Source organism: Paracoccus aerodenitrificans (assembly GCF_027913215.1).
In the GTDB taxonomy this organism is placed as follows: domain Bacteria; phylum Pseudomonadota; class Alphaproteobacteria; order Rhodobacterales; family Rhodobacteraceae; genus Paracoccus; species Paracoccus aerodenitrificans.
The window spans coordinates 1,602,753-1,628,089 of sequence record NZ_CP115784.1; the positions used below are offsets into that span (position 1 = coordinate 1,602,753).

The 25,337-nt window shown below is 62.3% G+C and carries 21 protein-coding genes; 4 read left to right on the forward strand and 17 right to left on the reverse strand.

Annotated features, from left to right (window positions below; genetic code table 11):
* Positions 1-556 precede the first annotated feature (556 nt).
* The 13 genes from PAE61_RS09365 to PAE61_RS09425 all read right to left on the reverse strand — a co-directional run bounded on the left by PAE61_RS09365 (position 557) and on the right by PAE61_RS09425 (position 14,789).
* Positions 557-973, reverse strand: coding sequence for a hypothetical protein (locus PAE61_RS09365; RefSeq protein ID WP_271115028.1), 417 nt, complete (start codon positions 971-973; stop codon positions 557-559).
* A 165-nt stretch (positions 974-1,138) separates the two neighbouring features.
* Entirely contained in the window at positions 1,139-2,071 is a 933-nt protein-coding gene (locus PAE61_RS09370; RefSeq protein ID WP_271115029.1) for a DUF2493 domain-containing protein, read from the reverse strand.
* Positions 2,072-2,399: 328 nt separating this feature from the next.
* The gene (locus tag PAE61_RS09375) at positions 2,400-3,437 is read right to left on the reverse strand and encodes a DUF7146 domain-containing protein (protein WP_271115030.1); all 1,038 of its coding nucleotides are present in this window, start codon (positions 3,435-3,437) and stop codon (positions 2,400-2,402) included.
* The gene (locus PAE61_RS09380) at positions 3,438-7,787 is read right to left on the reverse strand and encodes a strawberry notch-like NTP hydrolase domain-containing protein (RefSeq protein ID WP_353620392.1); all 4,350 of its coding nucleotides are present in this window, start codon (positions 7,785-7,787) and stop codon (positions 3,438-3,440) included.
* Between the two features lie 148 nt (positions 7,788-7,935).
* Positions 7,936-8,580, reverse strand: a complete 645-nt coding sequence (locus PAE61_RS09385) for a DUF8835 domain-containing pootine (RefSeq protein ID WP_271115031.1) — start codon at positions 8,578-8,580, stop codon at positions 7,936-7,938.
* Positions 8,573-8,989, reverse strand: a complete 417-nt coding sequence (locus PAE61_RS09390; protein WP_271115032.1) for a hypothetical protein — start codon at positions 8,987-8,989, stop codon at positions 8,573-8,575. Before PAE61_RS09390 ends, PAE61_RS09385 begins: the two co-directional genes overlap by 8 nt.
* Before the next feature lie 65 nt (positions 8,990-9,054).
* A complete protein-coding gene (locus PAE61_RS09395) occupies positions 9,055-9,603 on the reverse strand; it encodes a hypothetical protein (protein WP_271115033.1) in 549 nt (182 codons plus the stop codon).
* A 198-nt stretch (positions 9,604-9,801) separates the two neighbouring features.
* Positions 9,802-9,966, reverse strand: a complete 165-nt coding sequence (locus PAE61_RS09400) for a hypothetical protein (protein WP_010335706.1) — start codon at positions 9,964-9,966, stop codon at positions 9,802-9,804.
* A 419-nt stretch (positions 9,967-10,385) separates the two neighbouring features.
* Entirely contained in the window at positions 10,386-10,685 is a 300-nt protein-coding gene (locus tag PAE61_RS09405; protein ID WP_271115034.1) for a hypothetical protein, read from the reverse strand.
* A gap of 86 nt (positions 10,686-10,771) precedes the next feature.
* A complete protein-coding gene (locus PAE61_RS09410) occupies positions 10,772-11,248 on the reverse strand; it encodes a UCP036055 family protein (RefSeq protein ID WP_271115035.1) in 477 nt (158 codons plus the stop codon).
* A 98-nt stretch (positions 11,249-11,346) separates the two neighbouring features.
* Entirely contained in the window at positions 11,347-13,476 is a 2,130-nt protein-coding gene (locus PAE61_RS09415; protein ID WP_271115036.1) for a ParB/RepB/Spo0J family partition protein, read from the reverse strand.
* A gap of 159 nt (positions 13,477-13,635) precedes the next feature.
* Positions 13,636-13,836 carry a hypothetical protein gene (locus tag PAE61_RS09420; protein ID WP_271115037.1) on the reverse strand — a complete coding sequence of 67 codons (201 nt, stop codon included), beginning with the start codon at positions 13,834-13,836 and terminating at the stop codon, positions 13,636-13,638.
* Positions 13,836-14,789, reverse strand: a complete 954-nt coding sequence (locus tag PAE61_RS09425; RefSeq protein WP_271115038.1) for an ArdC family protein — start codon at positions 14,787-14,789, stop codon at positions 13,836-13,838. The genes PAE61_RS09420 and PAE61_RS09425 overlap by 1 nt, the downstream gene beginning before the upstream one ends.
* 480 nt (positions 14,790-15,269) lie before the next feature.
* Here PAE61_RS09425 and PAE61_RS09430 point away from each other — a divergent pair, with 480 nt between their 5' ends.
* The 3 genes from PAE61_RS09430 (at position 15,270) to PAE61_RS09440 (ending at position 18,014) form a co-directional block, all read left to right on the forward strand.
* Positions 15,270-15,638: an XRE family transcriptional regulator gene (locus tag PAE61_RS09430; RefSeq protein WP_271115039.1), complete on the forward strand. Its 369-nt coding sequence runs from the start codon at positions 15,270-15,272 to the stop codon at positions 15,636-15,638.
* Positions 15,639-15,720: 82 nt separating this feature from the next.
* Positions 15,721-16,776 carry a DNA-processing protein DprA gene (locus PAE61_RS09435; RefSeq protein WP_271115040.1) on the forward strand — a complete coding sequence of 352 codons (1,056 nt, stop codon included), beginning with the start codon at positions 15,721-15,723 and terminating at the stop codon, positions 16,774-16,776.
* An 11-nt stretch (positions 16,777-16,787) separates the two neighbouring features.
* The gene (locus PAE61_RS09440) at positions 16,788-18,014 is read left to right on the forward strand and encodes an HAD-IA family hydrolase (RefSeq protein ID WP_271115041.1); all 1,227 of its coding nucleotides are present in this window, start codon (positions 16,788-16,790) and stop codon (positions 18,012-18,014) included.
* Positions 18,015-18,259: 245 nt separating this feature from the next.
* Here the strand turns inward: PAE61_RS09440 and PAE61_RS09445 are convergent, their stop codons facing one another.
* The 4 genes from PAE61_RS09445 to PAE61_RS09460 form a co-directional block, all read right to left on the reverse strand.
* A complete protein-coding gene (locus PAE61_RS09445; protein ID WP_271115042.1) occupies positions 18,260-21,037 on the reverse strand; it encodes an AAA family ATPase in 2,778 nt (925 codons plus the stop codon).
* Between the two features lie 637 nt (positions 21,038-21,674).
* Entirely contained in the window at positions 21,675-23,063 is a 1,389-nt protein-coding gene (locus tag PAE61_RS09450; protein WP_271115043.1) for a CBASS cGAMP synthase, read from the reverse strand.
* A 4-nt stretch (positions 23,064-23,067) separates the two neighbouring features.
* Positions 23,068-24,081 carry a CBASS cGAMP-activated phospholipase gene (locus PAE61_RS09455; protein WP_271115044.1) on the reverse strand — a complete coding sequence of 338 codons (1,014 nt, stop codon included), beginning with the start codon at positions 24,079-24,081 and terminating at the stop codon, positions 23,068-23,070.
* A gap of 29 nt (positions 24,082-24,110) precedes the next feature.
* Positions 24,111-24,353, reverse strand: a complete 243-nt coding sequence (locus PAE61_RS09460) for a DUF2188 domain-containing protein (protein WP_189487960.1) — start codon at positions 24,351-24,353, stop codon at positions 24,111-24,113.
* 101 nt (positions 24,354-24,454) lie between these two features.
* Between PAE61_RS09460 and PAE61_RS09465 the strand changes: the two genes are divergently transcribed.
* Positions 24,455-25,333 carry a BrxR family helix-turn-helix transcriptional regulator gene (locus tag PAE61_RS09465; protein ID WP_271115045.1) on the forward strand — a complete coding sequence of 293 codons (879 nt, stop codon included), beginning with the start codon at positions 24,455-24,457 and terminating at the stop codon, positions 25,331-25,333.
* Positions 25,334-25,337: the final 4 nt, after the last annotated feature.

The window sequence follows — 25,337 nt, forward strand, 5'->3', positions numbered from 1 at the left end:
GGGGGTTGCTGGTGGAAATCGAACGGACTTAGGGGATCAGTCAGTCGGAGGGGGTGGAGCCTCGGGGCAGCTCGGTGAAGACGCACAGCAGAATGATCGTTCTTGCCGGCAATAGCGCCCTTATGGCCCTATCTGCACCACAGCGGCGCATGGCGCTTATCCTCATAACTGGCCACCTTTGCCCCTGCCGGAAAGGCTGATCGCGACGAGAAGGATGCGCTGCCGGGTTTCGGGAGAATGGCGTCGTCAGAACCTTACCAGGGCGCTGGTGCGATACGGAGGATATTGCGAAGGGCGACAATGAAGGTGATCGCGGTTGCAAATGCCCCGTGCATTGCTGGACCGGACAGCCGGGTTCGATGGTTTCCGCACGGATTGTCGCAATCAGACCGAGGGCCGATTTCGTGTCAGATCGGTGCGAACAGACCGGGACACAGATGGCATGACCGCTCGATGCCTCTAATCCTTCCTGTGTGGGATACCGGCGACCCGGTGGCGCAAGCCGCCGGGTTCTGGTCAGGGGAGCGAGAAAGGTCGCCAGACGTGGTGTTCTGCCTCACCGAGACAGGACGGCCGTTCCCAGAGCGTTGAGGTTCAGCATGGCCGCGAAGCCAATGAACAGACCGCCCGCACCGCCGAGAATGTTGAGGGCGATGGCGGAATCCACTGCATTTTTGGTGATGCCATAGACAAGAGCATAGCCGGCGATGGCGGCCGGTATGGCGAAGATGGCAAGGGCTGCGAACCGCAACGCCGGGTTTTTGGCAAAGCCCAGAATGGCGATCACGAAGCCGATAGACAGCAGAGCCGCGCCGATCGCGGCAAGGCCGGACATGAAGAATCCGGCGTCGGTGGCATAGACCCACTGGAAGGCGGTCAGGCCAACCATGAAAGGCAAAGCGTAGATCGCGAAATTATAGGCCACGATGCAGGCCATTACGGAAAGGAAGATGGCGAGCAGAATGAGATACATGGAAACCTCCACATGAACGGTTGGACGATCACGGCAGGCTGCCCGAAGATACGCTCCGCCTGCGCCACTGTTGCTTCGCCGGTTCTGCAAGGATGCTTTATGTGAACCTGAAGACGGCTCACAGTCAAGAATTGGCGGCTGTTTTGGCCGCCGAAAGGCGGCGCTTTACGCGCCGCCGTCGAACTTCATCACCGGGATTCCGAGCTTGCGGGCCTTGTCCGCGAGGTTTTCCTGAATGCCGGTGCCGGGGAAAACAAGGACGCCGACCGGGAGCGTATCGAGCATCGCGTCGTTGCGCTTGAAGGGAGCGGACTTGGCGTGCTTCGTCCAGTCGGGCTTGAACGCGACCTGCGCAACCTTGCGATTGTCGGCCCACTTCGCCGCGATCAGTTCGGCGCCCTTCGGCGATCCGCCGTGCAACAGCACCATGTCCGGGTGCTTGGCGTGGACCTGATCGAGCTTGGCCCAGATGAGGCGATGATCGTTGAAGTCGAGACCGCCGGTGAAAGCGACCTTGGGACCGGCGGGCAACATCACCTCGTTTTCGGCCCGACGCTTGGCGGCAAGGAAGTCGCGACTGTCGATCATGGCCGAGGTCAGATTGCGATGGTTGACCATCGACCCGGAGCGCGGCCGCCAGGCCGATCCGGTATGGCGCTCGAACTGTTCGGCGGCGACATCGCGGAAGAGTTCCATGCTGTTGCGCCGCTCGATGAAGGTCTGGCCCTCTGCCGTCAGGCGCTCCAGCTCGACGGATTTCACCTCGGAGCCATCCTGTTCTCTCTGTCCGCGCCGCTGTGCGAGTTCGTTGTCGTCCAGATCGCGCTCGATCCGGTTGACGGCGCGGTGGAAGAGATTGACGGTGGACCAGAGCAGCTCGTCGAGGTCGGGTTCGAGGCGGGTGTCGCCAAGGGTTGCGATCAGGGCGTCAAAGATGTCGGCGACGGCGCCAGCGACATCACCGCCTTCGGGAAGCGGCCTTGGATCGGGTTCATCCTCGAACGGACGGTAGCCATAGAGCTGGAGTTCGGTGAGGACGTGATCGGTGGGGGATGAGGCGTGCGGCGGCTCGAAACCTGCGTCATCGTAGTCGGTCATCGTGGTGTTCCCTTGTCGGATCGACCGCGCCCATCGCGGCCTTCGTGGCGACGGAAGCCCACGGGCGGGACGGGCTGGCAGTCCTCGCGTCTTCGCGAGGACCTTGATGGCCGGGCACGGCTAATTTGTTTCGCGATGCAAAGGCGGCTCTGCCGCCGGCGGAAATTAGCCAGGGCGCGGCCATTGCCCGACCGGCCCGTTTGTGGGCCGATCGCCCTCTCAGAAGGCCTTGGGCTGCGGCTTTCTCGACATGGGTGGCGAGCACCACGACCGACTGCGGCAGGTTTCAGGGTGACGTGGCTCATTCCCTGCCTGACCGATCCCGCACTCACCCCGCGAAAAACCGGCTGACGTCCTCGGGGATCATCTGAACCTGCAAGGCTGCCCGGAGCGCATCGAGGCCGAACGCCCGCAGATCCTCATTGAAGTCGCCCAGCATCGGCGACAGCACCACAGCCTCGATTCCGACGCTGCGCGCCCGTTCGACCAACGTATCTCGCGCGCCATTCCCAGCCGGATCGTTATCGCGGACGACATAAAGCCGACGCAGTGACGCGGGGAACAGGATGGCGGCAAGGTGCGCCGCAGATAGCGCCGCCATCATCGGCATTCTTGGCAGACCCGAGCGGGCAGACAGCACGGTCTCGATGCCTTCGCCGGCCGCCAGGACATCCTGCGCCCTGCCGAAGCGGACGCCGTGCCCCAGGAGATGACCCATCGCCCGCCTCGGTGTTTCGACAGGCGCCTTGCCGCGACCATCGGGCCGAAGCCAGGTGCGATGCGCGCCGGTCTGGGAGCCGCCGAGGTTGGTGACGGAAGCGATCATCGCGGGCCATGTCTCGGTCGGCCCATGCCCCTCGGGACGATAGTAGCAGCGCGGGTGGAACCGAAGGTTTCCGGTTTCGTGCAAAGCCGTAATTCCACGGTTACGCAGATGCGCTTCTACGGCGGTGCCGCCGATCGGTCCCGACATCGCAAAGAGACGACGGGATGCTTCCGGCGATCCGCCTGGCGCCTTTTCCGGCCGGGTCCGCGATTGCGGATCAGGTTCGGGCCTCGGCAGACTGAGGAAAGACCGGGCTTCGTCGGCGACATCGCGAAACTCGATCAGGCCGCAGCTTTCGCGGATCACGTCGAGCAGATCGCCATATTCAGCCGTTGCGGCATCGGTCCAATGCCCGACCGCGGCCTTGCCGGTGTCCGGGCCGGTCAGACGCACGAACATCGACCGGCCCGGCGTATTGCGCACGTCGCCCACGGTCCAGTAGCGGCCCTGACGTCGGCCGTTGGAGAGATAGTGCCTGCACACCGCCTCGGCCTGCCGGCCGAGACGTTGCGCGAGTTCGGAGGCGTTTTCGCGGGTCATTTACGCAGCCTCGCGTTCGCCGATGCGCTGGACCGGATAGCGCTCCAGCACTTTTGCGAGGATGGCCGGGCCGGAGGTATCGGTCGGCACGAACATCCTGAGCTTCCACGAGATGATTTCGTGGAAGAGACCATAGGCGCGCAGACGGTCGAGCATGGTGTCGGTGAAGCCGGACAGCTCGATGCGGTTCGCGCCCATGACCCGGCTGCGGCGAAGCTGAAGGCCCTCGCTGAGATCGAGAACCGTTTTGCCATCCATCAGCGCCATGAAGGCGTCATCCGGCGTCAGCGTCGATGTGCCGGTGGTGGTGGCGGCCGCGACCCAGGCCGGAGAGACGCGGCGGCCGACAATGCGTTCGCCGTCATCGGTCTGGAGCCGGTAAACCCGCGTCGAGTCGTTGGGCAGGCGCTTCCAGATCGGGAGCAGCAGGCCGCTGACGACATGGATGGTGCTGTCCGCAAATTCCGGCACTTCGGCCACCTCGGCGCTCCATGCCGCAGCGAACGGGGCGTGATCGGCCTCGACCCAATGGGTCTCGTCCATCATCTTGATCGGGATATTGTGCGCCTCCATCGGCCGGACCAGCCGGATACGCCGCTCGATCTCGCCATCGTCGAGCATGACGCTTGTGGTCGGGATCTGAACGGCCGCACGGCCCGACCGCTCATTGATGAGCAGTTTCGCGCGCCGGTCGGCGGCCAGGTCGAGCGCCTCGGCGAGCGTGACGGGATGATTGCGCTGGCGCTGCGTGATGGTGAGCAGCCGCGCCTCGGCGCCGGTGGCCGGATGGACATGGATGGTTTGCCGGTCGGTGACGACAAAACTCTCGGCACGCAACGTCTCCAGTCCGACATCATAGCTGCCGGACGCGATGGCGCCCTCGATTCGGGCGTTTAGCAATTGCTCGAACGCCGTGAAGAGGATGCCCTGTAGTTCGATTGTCAGGGCCAGCAGACGGTTGAGGAAGGTGGTGATCGGCGGAAGCTCGTCCTTGATGCCGGTGTCGTCCATCAGCTTCAGGCCAGTGGCGTCCTCGAACTTCTGGAGCGAGCAGCCTTCGACCTTGCCCCGCACGAGCAGCATGTAGAGCTGGCGCAGCGCGTCGCGGGCGTAGTGCGATTCCAGATTGTCCTCGGGGCGGAACAGGCCCTGTCCGCCGGTCTGGCGCTGGCCGCGCGTGATGGCCCCCAGCGTGTCGAGACGGCGGGCGATAGTGCTGAGAAACCGCTTCTCAGCCTTTACGTCGGTCGAGATCGGCCGGAACAGCGGCGGCTGCGCCTGATTGGTGCGGTTGGTGCGGCCCAGCCCCTGAATGGCGGCGTCGGCCTTCCAGCCCGGCTCCAGCAGATAGTGGATGCGCAGGCGCTGGTTCTTCGCGTTGAGGTCGGCGTGATAGGACCGGCCCGTCCCGCCGGCATCCGAAAAGATCAGGATGCGCTTGCTGTCATCCATGAAGGCGGCGGTTTCCGCGAGGTTCGCCGATCCGGCGCGGTTCTCGACGGCAAGGCGATCGACCCCGCCCGGACTGGTCTTGCGAACGATGCGGCGAGAGCGCCCCGTCACCTCGGCCACGAGGTCGGTGCCGAAGCGCTGGACGATCTGGTCGAGTGCGCCGGGAACGGGCGGCAGCGATGCCAGCTTCTCAATCAGCCGGTCGCGGCGGGCGACCGCTTCTCGGCTTTCGACGGGCTGGCCGTCGCGATAGACGGGCCGCGACGACAGGTTGCCCTCGTCGTCGGTGAACGGCTCGTAGAGCTGCACCGGGAAGGAATGGGCGAGGTAGTCCAGAACATATTCCCTCGGGGTGATGTCCACGCGGACGTCGTTCCATTCTTCGGCCGGAAGCTCGGCGAGCCGGCGTTCCATCAGGGCTTCGCCCGTCGAGACGATCTGGATCACGGCGGCATGGCCGTCCGCCAGATCGCGTTCGACCGAGCGGATCAGGGTCGGCGTTTTCATCGAGGTCAGCAGATGGCCGAAGAAGCGCTGCTTGGCAGACTCGAAGGCCGAGCGGGCGGCGGACTTGGCCTGCCGGTTCAGCGTGCCCGAGCCGCTGCCGCCCCCGGTGATGTTGGCGGCCTCCATGGCGGCGTCGAGATTGTTATGGATGACGGCGAAGGCCCCGGCATAGGCATCGTAGATGCGCGTCTGCTCGGGCGTGAGCTGGTGTTCGACCAGTTCATATTCGACGCCATCATAGGAGAGCGAGCGGGCGGTGTAGAGGCCGAGCGCACGCAGATCGCGGGCGAGAACCTCCATCGCCGCGACGCCGCCGGCCTCGATCGCCTCGACAAATTCGGCGCGGGTCGAGAATGGGAAATCCTCGCCGCCCCAGAGACCAAGCCGCTGGGCATAGGCGAGATTGTGAACCGTGGTCGCGCCGGTGGCCGAGACATAGACGATGCGGGCGTTGGGCAGCGCGTGCTGGAGGCGAAGCCCGGCACGGCCCTGCTGCGAGGCGGCGACGTCGCCGCGTTCGCCCTTGCCCCCCGCCGCATTCTGCATGGAATGGCTTTCATCGAAGATGATGACGCCATCGAAATCCGTGCCGACCCAATCGACGATCTGGCGCACGCGGGACGCCTTTTCGCCGCGCTCATCGGAGCGCAGCGTGGCGTAGGTCGTGAACAGGATGCCCTCGGGGAGCCGGATGTCCTTGCCCTGCGAGAAGCGTGACAGAGGCGTGACAAGCAGGCGTTCCATGCCGAGCGCCGACCAGTCGCGCTGAGCGTCTTCGAGCAGCTTGTCGGATTTGGAAATCCAGACGGCCTTGCGGCGGCCCTGCATCCAGTTGTCGAGGATGATTCCGGCCGACTGGCGGCCCTTGCCGGCGCCGGTGCCGTCGCCAAGCATGAAGCCGCGTCGGAAACGCACGGCGTTGGGCGCATCGTCCGGCGCGGCCGAGACGACATCGAAAGTCTCGTCCAGCGTCCATGAACCGGCGAGGAAGTCCGAATGGGCTTCGCCCGCATAGATCACGGTCTCCAACTGCGCGTCGGACAGGATGCCGTCGGTGACGATGCTGGTCGGCAGGCGCGGCCGATAGCTTGGCTTGGGCGGCGCAACCGAAGACATGGCGGCCGATTGCACCAGCTTGGTCGGATGGGCTTGAGAGCCGGGAATACGGATCGTCTGCAATCCGTATTCTTCATAGATGGCATCGGTGATTCGGCCGTCCTCGGCCGGGGTCCAGTCCAGGGTCTCATAGGCCAGTTCGACGCCCTCGGGTTCGACGGCGGGACGAATAGGCGCGGATGTGGCGGCGCGGGCGAGATAGCCGCGAACGGTTTTCGGCGCGGCCGGGGTAGCGACAGGAACCGAGATAGCTGGATCGACCGGCAGGCGCGGCGGAACATGCTCGCCGACCCAGCCCATCAGGGTGGCGGCGTCGGGTGCGATCCCGAGCGAAGCCGGGAAGACGACAGGATCGTCGGCAGGGCGCTTGTCGATGACGGTCAGCCGCGTGTCGATAGTCGTGCCGTGCTTGGCATAGACCGCACCGTCGATCGCGGCGGTGAAGACCACGCGGCCATGGTCCTGAAGCCGGATGAAGGCGTCCCGCCAGGCCGGCATGTCAGGAGCGAAGCTCGATCCGGTGATTGTGACGAGCCGCCCGCCATCGGCCAGACGCGCCAGTGCCGAGGCGACATGGCGATAGGCGGCGTCGGCCATTCGGCCGGAGACATTGGCCATCACCGAAAATGGCGGGTTCATCAGCACGACGCTCGGCACGATGCCGGGATCGAGGTGATCGTGGATTTGAGCCGCGTCGAAGCGGGTTGCGGGATTGACCGGAAAGAGATGCGCGAGAAGATCGGCGCGGGTGTCGGCCAGTTCGTTCAGCATCAGCGTGCCGCCGGCGATCTCGGCCAGGATGGCGAGCAGACCCGTCCCCGCCGAGGGTTCGAGAACGCGGTCAGCGGGCGTGATAGCGGCGGCGGTTGCAGCGATCAGGCAGAGCGGGATCGGCGTCGAGAACTGCTGGAAGGCCTGGCTCTCTTCGGAGCGGCGCGTGTGCGTGGGCAAGAGGCCCGCGATCTTCGCGAGCAGCGGCAGGCTGGTCGCCGGAGACCCGGCTTTACGGAAAAGCGCCTTTCCGTATTTGCGCAGGAAGAGCACCGTCGCCGCCTCGCAGGCTTCATAGGCGGTCTTCCAGTTCCAGGCGCCGGTGGCATCGGAGGCGCCGAAGGCGGTTTCCATCGCACCGCGCAGCATGGCGGCATCGACGCGCTGGCCGCGTTCGAGATGGGGGAGCAGGAGGAGTGCCGCTTGATGGACGGCAGCGCCGGTATCGGCGGCAGGCGTGATGATTGCGGCCGGAAGGGCCACGGCGGCGGAAGCGTGAGACATGGGATGAACCTCGGAGAGCGGGACAGGATCGAGCCGCGCAGCGCTCTCTCTCGACCGCACTGGCTCAAACCCGTCCCGGCCTTCCTCTTCCTCTCAAATGCCGGCGCGAAAAAAGCGCCCCGACCGAATGGTGGGGCGCTTGTCGTCATCATCCGAAACGTCGGCCAGATTCGGTGAAAGTATAGTCGTTGACGACGATGGTCTCATCGACCGCCTCGTCCGAAGACAGATGGTCAAATTCGCGCTCAAGCTGGCGGTAGAGCCACCGGGCGAGATCGCGGAGCGCCTCGATAACCACCTCCTCGGCATCGGCGGTCATGTCCTGATATGTCGGGCTATCGCGCTCGATCGAGATCGCCATGCAGTATTCGTGATAATAGTGGCCACGATGGCTGACATCGGCGCGGAGCTGATAGAAGTTGCGTCGCTGGATCGCCTGTAAAGCATCGGCGATGCCGTGCAGTTCCGTGTCCTTGGGCGCATAAGTCCTGATCTCGGCCGATGCGTTCTTGCGGTAGCCGTATCGGCCCTCCCAACAGGCGCCGTCCCCTAGCGACCAGAAGCCCCGGAACCAGATGCACGGCTGCTGCCGGCTTCCCCCGCCCATCAGGCGGACAGTGCGCGTCTTGAAATCGACGCCGAGGATTTCCGCGATGTGCTGAAAATCCTCATAGACGGCATCATACCAGTCGTAGTCGAAGCCGCCTTCGCGATACCAGGCGCGGGCCTTGTCTTTCGCCGCATGGGAAAGCTCGCCCAAGCGATAGACGGTGGTTTCGATGATCTCAGGCATAGGGATCTCTCCCTTCCAGCACAGAGGACAGCCAGCCATCGGTATCGATCCAGTCCACCGTCTCGCCGGTGGCGAGATCGAGGACATGCGCCCCGCCACCGAACCCGTCGAGGCGGGGTTTGGAGCAGCTATTGGCCCATTGCATTCCCCATCGCCCGGTCAGACCAAAGGTGGCGGCGCAACGCATGACGAACCGGATGACATGCTCGGGATCGCCGGTGTCATCGTCGTGCATCCAGAGCTGCGTGCCGTCGTGCTCGGGCTGGATCGAGAGCAGGAACCTGTTGGCCGGGGGATCGTCGGCGCTGCTTTCTTCGGGCAGCGCATTGTAGAGAGCGACGGCGCGGACAGCATTCTCATGCGTTCCGACGTCGAGCAGGCAGGAAAAATGGGTGAAATAATTGGCCATGTCAGCCTCCTGAAACGAGAAATCCCGGCACGGGACCGGGCGTGATGACGGGGATTGGGGGAAGATCACGCCGCTTGCGGCAATCGAAGCAGGTCGGCCGAGGTTTCGCGCCAGAAGGGATCGACCAGCCGGGCCTCCAGCACAGCGGCGCGGTAGCGCAAGGCGCGGGCATCGGTCGGGGCCGGTGTTTTGAAGGCCATGCCGCGCAAACGGCTGGCCTCGGTCACGATCCGGCGGGCTTCTGCATCCGAGGCGACCGGCTGTTGCCAGAGGATGACGCCCGCGCGGATTTCGCCCGCAAGGGCCAGGCGCTGATCGCGGTCCTGAATGAGCATGATGCGCGGGATGAAATGCGGGAAACTGTCCGGCCCGGCGCATATGTCGCCGCTCGACAGGCGCAGGGCCGCGGAACGCATGGCTTCCTCCGGCGACGGGCACTCCCCGAGGGGGATCATGCGGTCGAAACTGTTCGCCGCGTCACTGGCGTCATAGCTGGCCACACCGAGGCACGAGATGCGCAGCGGCAGCTTTTGCGCCCGATAAAGCGCGGGCAGAACATCGGCAGCCAGAATATGACCGATGGAACGGAAGGTTTCGGAACGGGCAAAGGTCATCGGGATCACTCCATGACGGGCGCCGAAAAGCCTCTCTCTCCGACCCTCAACCCGTCACGGCCGAACGGCCCGCACTCTTCCTCTCTGACCGGGGTTTCGTCCCCGGTTCCGCTGCCGGCGATGGGCGACCATCGCAAGGCTGAAGGCCCGATCGCGGGTGTCGCGTTCGGGCCGCCGGGGATGAGGCGCTCCCGCGCCTTATTCCCACGGGTCCAGCTCCAGCTTCACCATGTCGTCGTCGCCGTCGAACTCGGCGGCGGGGCAAGCGGCGTGGGTGCCGTCCCCGGCCTGGAACACGACGATCGAGACCATCAGCGTGGTGGCGAGGCTGGCGGCGAAGGCGGTGGCATCTGCATAGGACATGGGTTCCGGCTCCTGTCTTTGGAGGCGGGGGACCATCCCCCGCGCGACAGGCGCCCGAAGTGTCTGACCGGATCTGCAATCACCCGAGGGCGTTCGGATTCTTACCGAATCCCCGAGGGCGGCACGCTCGCGTAAGCCGACCCTTCACGGGTTGATTGTCAAAGAGGCGGATCGGACCAAGGTTAGCGAATGGAAGCGGGGGTGGTGCTTCGCATCTGACAGGATGCCGGATACCCGTTGCAGATGCTCTGCCGCGCCAGCCTTGCCACCATGCTGGCATCAGGATCGTGTTCCCTTCTGGCCGGGATGGCTGCCGCTTGCCTGGACACAGGACGACAAACTCCATGGTGAAGCTGGATATGAACCCGTCCAGGCGAGAAACCTCATCCCCGTGGCGGGGGCATCTCGCGGCCCGGCCTTCAGCCCCAAAGCCCATCGGCGATTTCGCGGGCGATCATGGCGCGCGCTTTCATCATCAGATCGTCGCCCGACGTGTCGATATGACCATAGAAGCGCGCCCGGCCGCCATGGTCAGCCCATTCGGCGTAGCGGCAATGCTCGCGTGCATCGAGACGGAAGACGCGCATGTCTTCGGCCCAATGGGGTTTGGGTTCCACAACGACGGTGATGCCGTCGCGGCTTTCCTCCCAGGGCAGTGTCCGCTCCGTCGGATGGTTCTCCCGATCCTGGGTGAAGATTTCGTCGATGGTGATGGGCATGAAAGCCTCCTGAAAAAACAAGGCCCGGCCTCCTGCAGAAGACCGGGCCGAGGGGTATGATCGCGATTGCGGGTGCCCACTGTGGATCACGCGGCGGCGCGACCTTGGGCGACATCGGCGCCGACCTCATCGGCCGTCACGTCTTCGAGACGTGCCGCGCTATGTCGGTTCTTCGCCAACCACAGTTCGGCAGCCTCCCGGCTTTCGGCGAGGTGCAGCAATTCGCTGTTGCCGCCGAAGTCCTGAAGGACACGAACCATGCCGATGGCGGGCCGCTCGACGATCTCGAAGGTCAGATCGCTATCGACCGAATGAGTGCGCATGACGGTGACGAGGATGACACCCGCGCTGGCGAAATTGCCTTCGTGCAGGGTGATCGAAGCCGGAGAAGAATAGGTCGGGCGCTCGCGCGCCGAATCCTTCTTCACCAGCCGGCCAACTCCGTTACGCCGTTCCCAGGCAGCGAGCTTCTTGGTGAAGCGCGCGGGAGGCTTGGGGGCATGGTCGGTGTAGCGGATCAGAGCGCCGAGAGGCGCGGTGTCGTGAATGATATGTGCGGACATGGGAATTGTCTCCAGAAACGAGAAAGGCCCGGCGGATGCCAGGCCCGATAGGTCGAGGTGCGGAAAGAAGGGGCGACCGAAGCCGCCCCTCGGCGAGATCATTCGGCGGCGACAAGATGGGCCGTGTCATTATCGGCATAGACTTCATCCTCGTCGTCACCGGCGAGAAAGTCCGGCAGTGCCTCGATGTCGTCCTGCGCGTCCGCATCGACCGAGGGCTGTTCCGGCTCGAACAGGCGCAGCGGTTCGGGCAGCCAGCCGGCATCGGCCAGAAGGCGTTCGGCCTCCTTGGCCATGTCGCCTTTCTTCAGATGCTCGATCAGGGACGCAGCGCGTTCGCCGGCCCCCTCGCGCACGGCCTCAAGAATGCGAGGCTTGGTGACGCGGCCGAGATAGTTCTCGACGGTCGGCCGCCATCCCGCAGTCTCGACCATATCGAGGCCGGTCGCGCGCGCCATCCGGTCGGCCTGGGCAAGCCGGCGTTCCAGCCCGTGCTGCGAGATGCCGTTGCCGCTGAACGGATTGGGCTTCTCGTAGAGAGCATTGACCCCATAGGCGACGCAATGGGCGAGCAGCGCCATGCGGCTGGCGTCGTCAAGCGCGGCGATCCAGTCCCAAAGCGCATCGTCATCGGTCGGCAGGTCCGCCTTCCAGTCCTCATAGCGCGTTTCGATGGCCTTTGCCGAAGGGCTGTCCTTCAGGTCCGTGCCCTGCGACGAGAAGAAGTGATGACGCACGCCGACTTCCAGGCATCCGCCCGGCGCGGAATAGTGGTAGCGCTCCATCACCAGCCGATGCAGGAGCGCGGTCATGGCGACATGGGGATTGTTCGCCAGCGCATCGTGCAGCGCCAGCGTCCGGTGCGCGGTCAGTTCCGCGACCAGTCGTTCCGGCAAGGGCTTGATGACATCCTCCTCCTCATCGGGTTCGGTCGGCTGCCCGCCCACGGTGATGACCGCGCGCTGCACCGCCGGGGTCGAGGACGATGCGCCATCGGGTTCGACGCCTTCGGAATTCTCGTCGCCATCGACGGTCACTGGCTTTTCGTCTTCGGGACGGACATAGCCGCGGTCCACCGACAGGCGGCCTTCGCGGTCAATGCTGATGAACACACCGGCCTGGGCGATCTCGGCCGGATCGTAGATGACGGGCCGATCCTCGAACGCGGTCAGCGCGGTTTCGATTTCGCCGACCCGCTCATCCACCTCGTCGGGATATTGCTCGGCTTCGGCGTATTCGGCTTCCAGCGCCTCATATTCCGCCGTCAGCGCGTCGAAACTGGCCTGTTCCTCCTCGGTCAAGGGCGTGGTGGCGCCGATCAGCCGGCGCAGTCCGTGACCATAGCCGTAGGGAACCTCGACACGCGCATCGACCCATTTCCAGCCCTCGGCGGCGATGGCCACGGCTTCGGCCTTCAGCTTGTCGTCCGTGAGTTGGTCGAGCAGCGCGACATCCTGCAACCAGCCTCCGTCGTCGGACTGGAACAGGTCGTTGAGCACGATGCCGCCGGCGGCCTCATAGGCATCGACGCCGACGAATTGCGCCCGCTTGTCGCTCGCACGCACCGTCGTCTCAGTCAGCATACGGCGGATCTGATGCGGTTCCTTCGACCAGCTATCCTTGATCGCCTCCCAGACCTGTTCCTGCCGGGGATGATCGGGATTGACGGTGAAGGCCATGAGCTGTTCGAGCGTCACGCCATCGTCGGCATAGAGGTCGAGCAGCGAGGGCGCGACCGCAGCGAGGCGCAGGCGCTGCTTCACCACATTCACCGAGACGAAGAAGGCCGCGGCGATCTCTTCCTCGGACATGCCCTTGGTGCGCATGTCCTGGAAGGCGCGATACTGGTCGAGGGGGTGGAGCGGCGCGCGCTGGATATTCTCGGCCAGGCTGTCATCCTCGGCCAGAATACTGGAACCGGCTTCGCGCACAATGCACGGCACCGGCGCGGTTTTGGTGAGGCGCTTGGCCTTCACCAGCAGTTCCAGTGCCCGGTAGCGGCGGCCACCGGCGGGAATCTCGAACATGCCGGTCTCCGCGCCATCGTCATCGACGACGGGGCGCACATTGAGACCCTGAAGCAGACCGCGCCGGGCGATGTCCTGCGACAGTTCCTCGATCGACACGCCAGCCTTAATGCGCCGGACGTTCGACTGGCTGAGGATCAGCTTGTTGAAGGGGATGTCACGCGAAGGCGACAGGGTGATTTTCTGAACGGCAGTAGCCATCGTGGTAGTCTCCGCGACGAGCGCCGAGAGCCTCTCTCTCGATCTCAAACCCGTCACGAAGCGAAGCCCCGCCCTCTCACTCTAAGAAGGTAGGGCCTCGGAACCGGAGAGTCGTAAAGCCGGAAGCCCGGCTTTACGGTTGTAAAGATTTACGGCGCTTCAGACCCCGCACATGCCTTCACACTGATTTGGCCAGAGATCGAGCTGACCATGATCGGCCGCTGTCGAAAGATCGGCCTGGTCGAGCGGCACGGCGGAGCGGTGCAGATAAACCACGCCACGAATACCGTGGAATCCCGTGCGGATGTCGGCCGACTGCGCGGGATCGGGCGCGAAACCGGGAAAGGCCTGCGCGTTCATCACGCGGCCTCCTGTTCGTCTTCGGCTGCAAAGCCGCTGTCCGCCTCTGGCAGGAACGAGAGTATCCAGTCTGCGCCCTTGCTCGCCTGCGAGGCGGCGCGGACGATGGCGCGGGAATCCTCGCGCATGACCTCCAGCCACGAGCCGATATAATCGGCATGGCGGACGGTCGGAACGATGCCTAGGGCAGCGCAACTGAAGGCCGAAATCTGTTCGGCGATCATTTCCTCGAAGGCGTATTTCTTCGAGCCGAAAGAGCCGGTTAGATCCCGGTTGAGACGGCTGTGATGGCCGCTGGCGTGACCGATTTCGTGCAGCGCCGTCCGGTGCCAGTTGATCGGCTCGAAATACGCTTGTGGCGGCGGGACCACCACGAAATCCTGCGATGGCGCATAGAAGGCGCGATCGCCGCCGATGCGGAAGTCGATGCCGGTGGCGCGGATCAGCGCCTCGACCTTCGGCTCGATCAGGCACGGAGGCGGTGGTGGCGCAACGATGGCGATGTCGTCGGGCAGGCCTTCGCATTGCGCCGCGTTGAAGACGGTGAACCGCTTCAAGAACGGGATGGACTGTGCGTCGTCGCCGGTTTCGCGGGCGCGGCGCTTCTCGTCCTCGGGCGTGAAGCGGTCGGCATAGACGACGGTGGTGCCGCGCTCGCCTTTCATGACATTGCCGCCGAGCGACAGCGCTTGGCGAAAGGTCAGCCAGCTCTGGCCGGGGAAGCCGTGCTGGATGACCGCGCCCCAGAGAAGGAGAATGTTGATGCCGGAATAGGTGCGTCCGGTGGAAGCGTTTTTCGGGAGGCCGAGCGGTGCGGTAGCGGGCGACGCGCCCCAAGGTTGCACCCATGGCAGGCGGCCTTGCTCCAGCTCGGCGATGATTTTGTTGGTGATGTCGTCGTAGAGGTTCGTGCGGTCAGCGCCGGTGCGCGCGCCGCGATCATATCTGGCCATCGGGATTGCTCCGCGACGGGCGCCGGAAGCTTCTCTTCCAGCCCTCAACCCGTCACGGAAAACCCGTCCGCACTCTCACTCTCAGGGGGCGTTGCGGGGTCTCCCCGCTGATGGGGGTGCGTCGGCAACGCCAGTGCCGACCAGGGGGGAACGCTTTCCCCCGCATCACTTCGTAAATCCGCGAGCCTGCTAACTCCCCCGATCCGCCAGTAATGTGGCTACTAGACCGGCGCGGCAAAAATCGGTTTCCACCAAGGTCATTGACCAAACATAGCTTGCAAGCTATTCTCGCTGAGAAAATTTGATGTTTGTTCCAGACATCGAGGGCGTTCTGTAGCACGAGCGGGAGTGGGCGAAACGCAGCTTTGCGTGACTCTCGACACAAGGTAGCTCGCATTAGATCACCTGCTTCGGAACCCCAGGTTTCCACGTTTCCGGTTCTACGGCAGCGTGGTTGCCAACACCAAAGAGCGAGTTGCAATGGGCCGCAGTCTTAATGAAGTTACCGCCTCATTCCCGACGGAAAACCGCGAACGGGTCGATGCGCGGCATGCGGAACTCGTGCGGGAGGTGGAAGGGTTGCGCGCGCTACGCCAGATAGCTGGGAAGGCCCAAGCCGATGTAGCGGCTGCGCTGAGGATCAAGCAACCATCCGTATCCAAAATTGAGAATCAGGCTGACATGTACCTATCGACGCTTCGCAGCTATATCGAGGCTGTCGGTGGTGAGCTTGAACTGACGGTCAGACTTCCAAAGCATCCGGCCGTGCGTATCCATGTGCTTGGTGGAGTCGCTACAATCACATCGCCTCGAAAGGCGTCTCTCGTCAAGGCGGGAGGACGCGGATGACCTATCCCTCTCCCAACCATTGCGAGGCTATCGCTAAAGGACGCCGAACACAGGCTACATATATAGAAAGGCGCTTCAATTCATGATCGGCACCGAGACACGAACCGCAGCCGGCATTCTCACACTCACGGCCCTGCGTGGCATCGGCCCAGCCACAGCTGAACGCCTTGCCGAGCGCTTCGCCATCCTCGATGCGATCATCGAAGCCGAACCCTCAAAGCTCCGGTCCGTCGTCTCGGCTGCTATCGCCCAGAGCCTCCACGAGCCGACCGCCATCGTTCATGCCGGCGAGAAAGCGCAACGAGTGCTCGACGAAGCTGACCGGCGCGGCGTGCGTGTTCTTTCCATATTCGACGCGGACTATCCCGACGCGCTTCGCTCGCTCTCCGATCGCCCTCCCATCCTGTTCGTAAAGGGCGAGCTACCGTGCCGTCGCAGCGTCGCCTGCATCGGTACGCGCGAGCCCTCCGAGTTCGGGGAGATCGTCAGCGACAAGATCGTGGAGGCACTGGCCGGGTCAAAATGGGCGATCGTTAGTGGATTGGCTATCGGCGTTGATACTCTGAGCCATAAGGCAGCCTTGCGCCATGGTGGTCAAACCATCGCTGTGATGGCTGGCGGTCTTGACGGGATATATCCGAAGCAAAATGCCAAGCTCGCGGACGAGATCCTTGAGAGTGGTGGTGCGCTTGTCAGCGAGCAGCCTTTCGGCGTGCCACCGTCTCCGCGTAATCTCGTGCAGCGAGACCGACTCCAGAGTGGACTGTCGATCGCAACTTTCGTCATGCAGACGGACATCAAGGGAGGCTCAATGCATACCGTCCGCTTCACGATCCAACAAAACCGCCTACTGTTCGCTCCCGTACCGCAGGGGCGCCACGCCGCTGAGCCCAAGAGTCAAGGTATTCTGGCGATGACGCAGCTCCCGGCGATGCAGTTCGCCGATGCTGCGCGCGCCGAGGGCGAATATCGGCGGATACTGGTTGAGCGCTATCGCAACCGGCCGGTGGCAGTACCCCTCGCCAGCAGGGAGGATTACTCCTCCATGCTCGATTTACTGGAAACGCGCATTAGCAGCGCTGGCGACGAAGCGCCTACCTCGCGTTCGACAACGCCCGCACAGATGTCGATGCTCTGACGATGCCTGGCGTGTTTTTGTTCGACCTCGATATGACGCTTGTCGACAGCTCGGCCCTTGCCCAGATGCGTCGCTTCCAGATGTGGGAAAACGTCCGGCAGAATATGCATCTGATCCGGCCGTTCCCCGCGCAGGGCCGCGCGGCCCCGCACGAACTTCCTGGCCTGCTCAAAGCAGACGGACAGACCGTCGGTATCGTTACCTCATCGCCTGAATGGTATGCGACGGCTGTCCTGCAGCAGTTCCGCATCCCCTACGACGTGCTGGTAAGCTACGGCGATACCGAAAACCACAAGCCCGATCCGGAACCGATCCAGGAAGCACTGCGGCGTCTCGGCGTGGCCGCTAGCCGAGAGTCGCTCTACATCGGTGACGACGTCGGAGACGTTGAGGCCGCATACCATGCCGGATTGTCTTCGGTTGCAGTCCGCTGGGGACCGACCTCGATTTTCGAACTTTCGTCGAGCGCACCTGACATTTTCATGTCGAAGGCTTCGACGCTGCTGCGCCGTGACCGCATCGGAGGGCGTTGCTACATCGGCGAAGCCCTGACCAGCAAATGGCCATTTCACAGTCATTGGGGCTCCATCCTCCATTGTGACGACGAACCCGTCGTCTATGCGCTTGGCCGCTACTTCACCGCTTCTGATCCGCGACACGCGACCAGCTCGTTGAGCGCGGCGGTGTTGTCGCTGAAAAATGACGACAGCCAAGCGAAAATCCTTGGTGAGTGCGTCGGCCAAGCGGTCGATCTTCTCGACTGGACGCCCGATTGCATCGTTCCGGTGCCCATGAAGCCGTCGCACGAGCGCAACCGCTTCAAGGAGGTGCTCGAAAGCGCAGCCGACCACTTCGATGAGGACATCGAGGTCGAACTCAATGGACTGAAGACCGTCAAGGAGGTCGAAGGCTACAAACAGATGAATGCGCTGGAGCGCGCAGAAGCGATTAAGGGTGCCTTCGACACCGACTACACTTGGGGCGGCGCAAAGATCCTGCTGCTCGACGACGTCTACACCACAGGCGAAACGACGAGAGAGTGTGCGCGCATTCTCAACGCCAACGGCGCCGGAGAGGTTCGGGTGATGGCGATTGCGAAAGATCAGCGCGTCTTTGCCCGCAAGACCTGTCCCGCCTGCGGCAGATCAATGAAGATCCGCGAGAACCATACGACGCATGTGAAATTTTGGGGCTGCTCGGGCTATCCCAATCAATGCCAGAACACCGAGGACTTCTAATCCGGCAGGCCCTTAATGCTCGATACAAGAACGCGGACCTACTACGTAGCATTCAACATCATTGATCGGGACCCGAACAGCGAGGCCGAAAGGCATCGAATTCCTAAGCGCCTTCAGTTCCAATGGCCCATGGTGACACCTTTGGCATCCTTCACCGATTCGGAATTACTACTATCTAGCTTGTCCAAACGTGCAAACTCCGCACGCGAGGAGACCGTGCGGAAACATGGATCGCTGACCATAGGCTACTTTTGCGATAGTGATCGGTAGAAGATTTTAGGCTTGGTTGGGTCAGGCTGATGCATGAAGCAATCTTGCAGCGCATCAATTGCTGACATTACGGTCTGAAGGGCTACGGCTGAGTAAGCACCGGTGCTGCCTGTCGCCCAGTGGGAAATGAAGTTGCTCGAAATTGTCATTCCGCGCTGCTCAAGCGCGGTCTCTTGGGCGGAGTCGAGCACGAGATCGCCTGCTTTCTTGTGAAGTTTGACAGCGTCTTGGATCGCGGAGAGGAGTCGCCCTACCATCTTCTGGTCGTCATTATACGCCACGTCAAATGGCACCGGTATCTTGCAGCGGGTGATGATATTGCCGAGTTGATATTCAAGATATTGCCGGATGAATGGCGCCGCGTCCGCTGCCCGGCCTTGGTTAAGTAGGTCGTTGGTGCCGTCTCGGACTTTGTTGATTGCCCCCGATTGAGGCAGCACCGCCATCTGCGGCGTGCCCTCGAGTCGCTGGTGCTGCCATTCCGTGCTGCCGTTGTGAGCGTTGAACAGCTTCTCCAGCATCGTGTCATGGCTCAAAAGGATGATCTGTGGACCATCGGCGACCCGCGGACGGGCGAATTGAAGGCGAATGACGTCGACAAGATTGAGCTGATGCCCCGCGTCCAAGCTGGAAGTAACATCATCGAGGATCATGAATTTAGGGGCTCCGCCGTAGAGGGATGCGGCAGCCAAATAGACCGACACAGCAAAGCCGTTCCGGAAGCTTTCCGACAGCAGCGCCTGGGCCGAGACATCCTGTAGTGACCAGAAGGCAGAAAGACTGATGGCCAGTTCTTCCGTTCCCGCACGTTTAGCCAAAGCAGGCACGACGGACTGCCCCATGATCGCTTTGAACAGGTCCCGGCAAACCGGCAGGACTTTTTCCAGCCGTTGGGTGGCCATGGCGCTCTCGGCGACTGCGAAAGCATCGTTGGCCCCATCCACAAATGTCTTGAGCCGGGCGATCCTGGCTTCCTGGGCGTCAGCGGCGGCTCTGACCATTTCCTGGTCAGCCGCGTCTCGCCAAGCTGTCTGCAAGCGTCGCGCAGTCTCGACGGCGGTGGTCGCGGCGACCAAGGACGGCGGCAGCACCTTGGCTAGCTCGTCCGCCTCCGTCTGAGCTTCACCAATCAGGGTCTTGAGACGCGTGGCGAGCGTTATGCGAAGGCCGGATAAGGACGCAAGCTCGGCCGCCGAAAGTTCACCCTTCGCGCCTTTGGCGCATAGCTGCTTCGCTTGAGCAGCGTCGGCCTCCTCAAGGTGGGCAGAGAACAGCGATCCTAGGTCGGACCAACCGTTCGTCGCCCAAGCAGTCATGGCCGCCTGGGTCTCCTCGTCCACCTTCTCGTATTCTGCGATCCGGGTCCGGACCAGGTCCAGAACCGCGCCATCGCCGGGCCGTTCACAGGCAGGGCAGATGTCCGGGTTGGCCCATGACCCGCTGGTCAGCACTTTCTCAGTCACCCGGTAGAGTTCGTTGAGAAGATCGCCCGAGGTCTGAGCCACGGCGGCGTCCCGTCGGCTCGTGATATCCGCTAGCGCCCCGACGTCCTCTTCCGATGGCCCCTTGCCAGCCGCCGTGGTGAAGTCGGAAACCTTGCGAACAAGCTCGCCGTGGCGTGTTTTCTTTTCGCCACCTTCCTCCGAGACGATCGTATTTATGCAGGCATCAAGGTCGATCTCGCCAAAGGCCTTTCCATCGCAATGCTGCGCTAAGGCGGGAATGCTCTGAAGTGCGCCGTGGCAGGCGGACTCAATTTCCGGCTGCAAAGCTGCCGGCTCCAGCGGCTTTTTTATCAGTGCCTCGTAGTCGGCTGCAATGCGGGGAGCCAAGTCGCGGATCGCCTTGGCAGCGGCATCCCGACGCGCCAGAACCGCTGACCGATCAAAGTGATTATTGAAGGATCTGGTGTTGGCCAAGGTGTCTAGCGCGCCGCGCAGTGCCGAGTAGCGGGATAGTCCCAGCAGGCCGGCGAAGTTCCGGCCGCGTGATAGCGACGTGTCGTCTATGAAGCGCTGGAAGGTTGTACCATCGAGCAAGACGAACTCGCGATGAAGTGTCTTCAGCAGGGCTTCGCCATCGGCTCCGTTCGTCGCATTGACGGTCCTCGCGCCGGCGGAGTCTAAGGTGACGGTGACTGTCGTCGACGGAGATCCGTCGGTAGGCTTTAGGGTGAGAGCGATCGTCCCAACGCCGCCTGTGTGAAATCGATTCAGATAATAGTCGCGCCCCTTTTCAGCGGCGGCCAGATTATCGAGTTTGGGGATGGATTTTCGGAGGGCAAAGGTAAGGGCGTCGAAGATCGAGCTCTTGCCAACTCCGTTTGGTGCGGAAATCGAGCTTACCGCGTCCGGCTTGAACTTCAGGACGAGTGGTGCGCCTTGGTTGTTAACCCCGCGAAAGCCTTCGATCTCAAGCTGCTCAAGAAACCAGCCGATCGGCGGCGCGACGGGTACTGACGGAGGCGGAGATGTCTCCCCTTCAACTGCTGGAGAGACGCTCGTCTCGTCAGCCGACAATGTGTCCGCAGCGGCAAAGGCCGCCGCTTCAACCTCAGCCGATAGCAGGGCGGCCATGAGGATGTCCAAGATCTCCTCACGCTTCATCGCAGTCTCGGACAGGTCGGTAAGCACGGGTGTCAGAGCTGCGGCCAGATCATCGTCGAGCCCGGTTAGATAGGCGGCAAAGACTTCTAAGTTCGCCTCAATTTGCGCGGTGTCTTGGAAAGCTAGCGTTGGTTTGATCTTGGCCATGATGAACGGTCCCCCCCCATAGCCTTCTACTGCGACCGGCGGGAAGCGTCACTGTTGTTTGTAAATATTCGCGCCGAAATATTGCCAGTGACGGATCTACGGCTTTTAAGCTGGCACCAATCGATCGGCGGTGAATGCAGTGGTGTGCACAGCATCGTCGAGGGGGCACACGCTAGCGTCCCGGCAGCCGAACAGGTGTAAGCTATCTCCGCGGGCGCTTTGCACCTAATTTGGTGGGTTATAGAGGGCTATGGAGTAGATATAGTTCTCATCGCTATCCCGCATGGCCCGCCAAACACCGCCGATTGCGCGATATTGCCGCCCATAGCCGCCGATCACCGCACAAGAATTTTCAGGTTTGCGGAAGTTGCCCCGCCGATAGCCCTCTATGGCACGATAAAAGGCAGGTTCTCACATTCCCACCGTGTGAGAACCTCTCACAGCAATCGCAGCCGATTGTCCGATAATATCCGCATATACGCACGGGCGTTCCACTATGCCTCCTCTGGAGGCAGCCCCAGGGCTCTCAAGCGTTTGCTCTGTCCAGGTAAGAATAAAGAAAGAGGCTGATTTTGCTCATGCCATCCTTTGTTCAAACCGATGCTTGCGATTATCGGTACAGCCGATCGGATTCTTGCTACCTTCTGCCGCGAAGGCGGACGTAGTCGGGCCTGGTGCCCGGGTTCCGGCGGGGCATGGTGATGCCCGCGATAGTGACAGGCACGCGTCGCATGGCGACGGTCTGGCTGCCGACCTTCACGACGCAGTCCATGTAGTGGGTGCCGCGGTAGGCCGAGCGTTCATTGGCCGTGAGGCCGAGCCCGGCAAAATGGCCAAGATCGTTCGTGTTCTCAGCCTCGCCGCCCTCATTGCGCACCATCCATGCGACGGAGTTGTTCGCCGGAAGCTGTCCCGGGTTCACGACCTCGAAATAGATGTCACAGTCTTTCGGTATCGGTCCGATCCGGTTCATGTCAGTGAACCGCCCGCCCTGCGGGTTGTTGCGAGAAACCGCCGTAACCCTGATCTCGGGCATCACCGACCTTACCGGCAGCCACCTTGCCATTTCGACCAGCGCCCGCTGCCCCTCCGGCATCGGAAACAGATGCTCGAACGCCTCCTGCCAGATGTCGGCTGCGGCGAAGTCGGTTTCCGCCTCGCAGGCGCGGCTGGCAACGTCCAGCAGGTCAGATAGCGCACGGGTGAAGACTTGCATCTGCTGCGAGGACATCCGGACCAGGTTTTCATCAGGATCAACGGGATTAGGTACTTGCCAATCGTCCTCAAGGCGCTCGGTGATATGTTCGACGAGATCGCGCATAGCTTCATCATCGGCCAGAAGTTGGCCCAAGTCCCGTGCCGCTTCCGCAATCAGGACGGTTAGAAGGATTGACGAAGGCCGATCGGTTTCAGCGAATTTGAGGGCGACCCATGCCTTTAGATATCTGATCTGGCGTCGCACTTTGGCGCGCTCGATGTCATCGAACGAGTCGCGGAACCAGATATAGATGGCCTTCGGATCGCTGTCTTCCCAGCCATCGCGGGTCGCAAGCGACCGCGTGTCCAAATCAGGTTCAAGATGATATGCAGGCACGTCGATATGGAAGTCGCCCTTGAACCGGATGCGCTCGCACCGGGACTTGGAAGGGGCGACCTCCAGAACGTCGTCCGGATTGTCCGCGGCATAGGCGACAAGACTGTCCCTGACGAAACCCTTCAGCGTTTGGGGATCGTGGTCTCCGTCGTCGCGCGAACCCTTCCACACATAATAGATGCCGAGGTCGATATCGAACTCTTCGCCAAGTCGGACAGGGCGCGTCTGCGTTCCGAACTTATATGAACCCTGAAGCCAGGTGCGGATCGAATAGCCGCTCCTTTCGCGCAGGTCGGTCGTGAGGTGATCGGCTAGGGCGTTCCAGCGTTCCTGCTGTTCCTCGAACTGCTCGCTAGATGGCGTAATCCGCCGATGCAGCGTCTGCTTCTCCTTGTCGTTCGAGCTGTAAAAAAGTGATGATGCGGAACCCATAAAATCATCCCTTCAATGTATCGAGATTGTAGAAAGCAGGCGCTGGGGCTTGCCCTGACATTATTTCCTTCAGGAGAGGTGCGTTAAGCGCGGTCTGGACAGTGGCTTGCGCCAGACCCTTGATGGTTTTCTGGGCATCAGACGTTGCCACGTCGAGCGCCAGATGGCGCTCCTGTTCTTTCGACTGCACCGCGTCAAGCCGCAGGTAGCGCTCGCCCAAACGGTGTCTCATCATAAAGTCGACGGAATGTTGCTGCGCAGCGATGATGACGCTGACAAGCCGCTGCTCGCGCATCCACCCGAAGGCGCCAAGCTCTCGGCCGTGCGCATGGGCAAAAGAAAACTGCGCGGTAGTCGTGCCGATACTCAGCAGCCGAACTTGGCCAGCCGGTCTCTGAAAGAAATGCTCGGCCTCATGTACGGCGAGCAAGTCGGGAGAGTTCGCGTAGAGCCCGCCGTCGGTGAACAGCGCGTCCCCGACTTCGGCGATAGGAAAGTAGGTGGGTGCCGCAGCGGTCGCCAAGGCGACATCGACGGCCTTCAGGTGCAGATCCCTGCGGAAATCCTCGTGATGCGGGGTCTTGAACATCTGCGGCCCGCCCTTAGTCAGGTTGACGGCCGGGACAATGACTGGATGTTTCAAATGACCAATGAGCGTATCGGCGCCCACAATACGGACGATGGTGTTCCTCAGGGCATCGGGTCGGTATTTCGGCTTCCACCAATAGCGGCACAGGTCAACAAGCGAGCCGGCAAAACCTTGCGGCGCCGGACGGTCGGAAAAGATCGTCGTGCCGTCGTCCTCGAACGCTTTTTTGATGTCTTGGGCGGGTACTTCATTCGCCAGACCTAAGGCGATAATTCCGCCGACCGATGTGCCAGCGATCAGGTCAAAATGGCGGGCGATAGGGGCACCGTAGCTCTCTTCGAGTGCTGCGAGGACCGACGCCGTGTAAAGACCGAGGTAGCCGCCGCCGCTCAAGGAGAGGATCGTGAAGCGATCAGTTTGCGCGCTCATATCTGTTCTCCCCGTCCGGCGGCCGCTTCCTAATGTTTCTTGTCGCGCGGCGGGTTCGGGTCATGGCCAGGTGCAACCGTATCAGAATCCCGCCAACGGCCGTTGCGCCCTTGAATCCTCACTTCGCCGCCGCCCGCGTTTTCCACGACCTGCTTGGCCGCCCGTTCGGCATCCGCTTGCCGCTGATGGACGCTACTGGCCCGCTCCGCGCCGGCACCTTTCACGGCCCATCCCTTCGGATGTTTGACCACGTATCGGTCGTTCTTCGACATCACTCTCTCCAAATGCGTTGACGGCGATTCCCTCATGAGATAAGAAAGTATACGGGCAGCATTTCACTGTCAATATAGTTACTATACGGATCGGAGCGCGCATGTCGGCTGGTAGCTCAGAGCTACGGTGGGGGGTCGAGCAACGGCTTGAGTTTATTGAGTTCCGCCTCTTCTGGGAGGGCGGCATCAACCGCTCAGACATCACCGGATTTTTCGGCGTATCGGTGCCGCAGGCGTCCAAGGACCTGACCCAGTATCAGGAGCTTGCGCCCGACAATGTGCGGTATGACCGCAGCGAGAAGCGCTACTTCGCGACCGAGTCGTTCAGGCCGCGTTTCCTGAAACCGGACGCGGATCGCTACCTTGCGCAACTTCTGTTTGCGGCTGACCCCGCTCTTCATGGCGACCGCACATGGCTGACCAATCCCCCGAGCGTGGATACCATGCCCGTGCCGCATCGCCGGGTGGACATCGCTGTCCTCCGTATGATCCTGGCTGCGGTCCGGGGCCAAGCTTCGGTTGATGTTCTTTATCAGTCGATGAACGAGCAGCGGCCGGAGCCCCTTTGGCGGCGTATCAGCCCTCATGCCTTCGGCAGCGATGGCTTTCGCTGGCACGTCCGCGCGTTCTGTCACATCGACAACAGGTTCAAGGATTTCCTTCTCTCGCGATGCCTTGAGGCCCGATCGCTCGGGGAGTCCGGGGCGCGACCCGAAGATGATAAGCAGTGGGCAGATTTCTTTGACGTGAAGCTTTCGCCAAATCCGAAGATCGGAGAGAATCAACGAAAGATAATCGCGCAAGATTACGGCATGCGCGACGACAGTATTTCGATCCCGGTCAGGCGGGCGTTGCTCTACTACTTCAGAAAGCGGTTACGTCTGGACGTGGCGGACGTTCTCGATAATCCGCACGAGACGCCTGTCGTCATAACTAATCGCGCGGAATTTGATGCAGCCTTAGCTGAGGCTACGAAGTGAAACG

Excerpts from the sequence above, each read along its gene's own strand:
- PAE61_RS09390 (WP_271115032.1), bottom strand. The coding sequence starts at position 8,989 with ATGGCCAATTATTTCACCCATTTTTCCTGCCTGCTCGACGTCGGAACG.
- PAE61_RS09420 (WP_271115037.1), bottom strand. The coding sequence starts at position 13,836 with ATGAACGCGCAGGCCTTTCCCGGTTTCGCGCCCGATCCCGCGCAGTCG.
- PAE61_RS09430 (WP_271115039.1), top strand. The coding sequence starts at position 15,270 with ATGGGCCGCAGTCTTAATGAAGTTACCGCCTCATTCCCGACGGAAAAC.
- PAE61_RS09380 (WP_353620392.1), bottom strand. The coding sequence starts at position 7,787 with ATGTCTCACGCTTCCGCCGCCGTGGCCCTTCCGGCCGCAATCATCACG.
- PAE61_RS09455 (WP_271115044.1), bottom strand. The coding sequence starts at position 24,081 with ATGAGCGCGCAAACTGATCGCTTCACGATCCTCTCCTTGAGCGGCGGC.
- PAE61_RS09465 (WP_271115045.1), top strand. The coding sequence starts at position 24,455 with ATGTCGGCTGGTAGCTCAGAGCTACGGTGGGGGGTCGAGCAACGGCTT.
- PAE61_RS09400 (WP_010335706.1), bottom strand. The coding sequence starts at position 9,966 with ATGTCCTATGCAGATGCCACCGCCTTCGCCGCCAGCCTCGCCACCACG.
- PAE61_RS09450 (WP_271115043.1), bottom strand. The coding sequence starts at position 23,063 with ATGGGTTCCGCATCATCACTTTTTTACAGCTCGAACGACAAGGAGAAG.
- PAE61_RS09395 (WP_271115033.1), bottom strand. The coding sequence starts at position 9,603 with ATGACCTTTGCCCGTTCCGAAACCTTCCGTTCCATCGGTCATATTCTG.
- PAE61_RS09365 (WP_271115028.1), bottom strand. The coding sequence starts at position 973 with ATGTATCTCATTCTGCTCGCCATCTTCCTTTCCGTAATGGCCTGCATC.
- PAE61_RS09385 (WP_271115031.1), bottom strand. The coding sequence starts at position 8,580 with ATGCCTGAGATCATCGAAACCACCGTCTATCGCTTGGGCGAGCTTTCC.
- PAE61_RS09435 (WP_271115040.1), top strand. The coding sequence starts at position 15,721 with ATGATCGGCACCGAGACACGAACCGCAGCCGGCATTCTCACACTCACG.
- PAE61_RS09370 (WP_271115029.1), bottom strand. The coding sequence starts at position 2,071 with ATGACCGACTACGATGACGCAGGTTTCGAGCCGCCGCACGCCTCATCC.
- PAE61_RS09445 (WP_271115042.1), bottom strand. The coding sequence starts at position 21,037 with ATGGCCAAGATCAAACCAACGCTAGCTTTCCAAGACACCGCGCAAATT.
- PAE61_RS09460 (WP_189487960.1), bottom strand. The coding sequence starts at position 24,353 with ATGTCGAAGAACGACCGATACGTGGTCAAACATCCGAAGGGATGGGCC.
- PAE61_RS09405 (WP_271115034.1), bottom strand. The coding sequence starts at position 10,685 with ATGCCCATCACCATCGACGAAATCTTCACCCAGGATCGGGAGAACCAT.
- PAE61_RS09415 (WP_271115036.1), bottom strand. The coding sequence starts at position 13,476 with ATGGCTACTGCCGTTCAGAAAATCACCCTGTCGCCTTCGCGTGACATC.
- PAE61_RS09410 (WP_271115035.1), bottom strand. The coding sequence starts at position 11,248 with ATGTCCGCACATATCATTCACGACACCGCGCCTCTCGGCGCTCTGATC.
- PAE61_RS09425 (WP_271115038.1), bottom strand. The coding sequence starts at position 14,789 with ATGGCCAGATATGATCGCGGCGCGCGCACCGGCGCTGACCGCACGAAC.
- PAE61_RS09375 (WP_271115030.1), bottom strand. The coding sequence starts at position 3,437 with ATGACCCGCGAAAACGCCTCCGAACTCGCGCAACGTCTCGGCCGGCAG.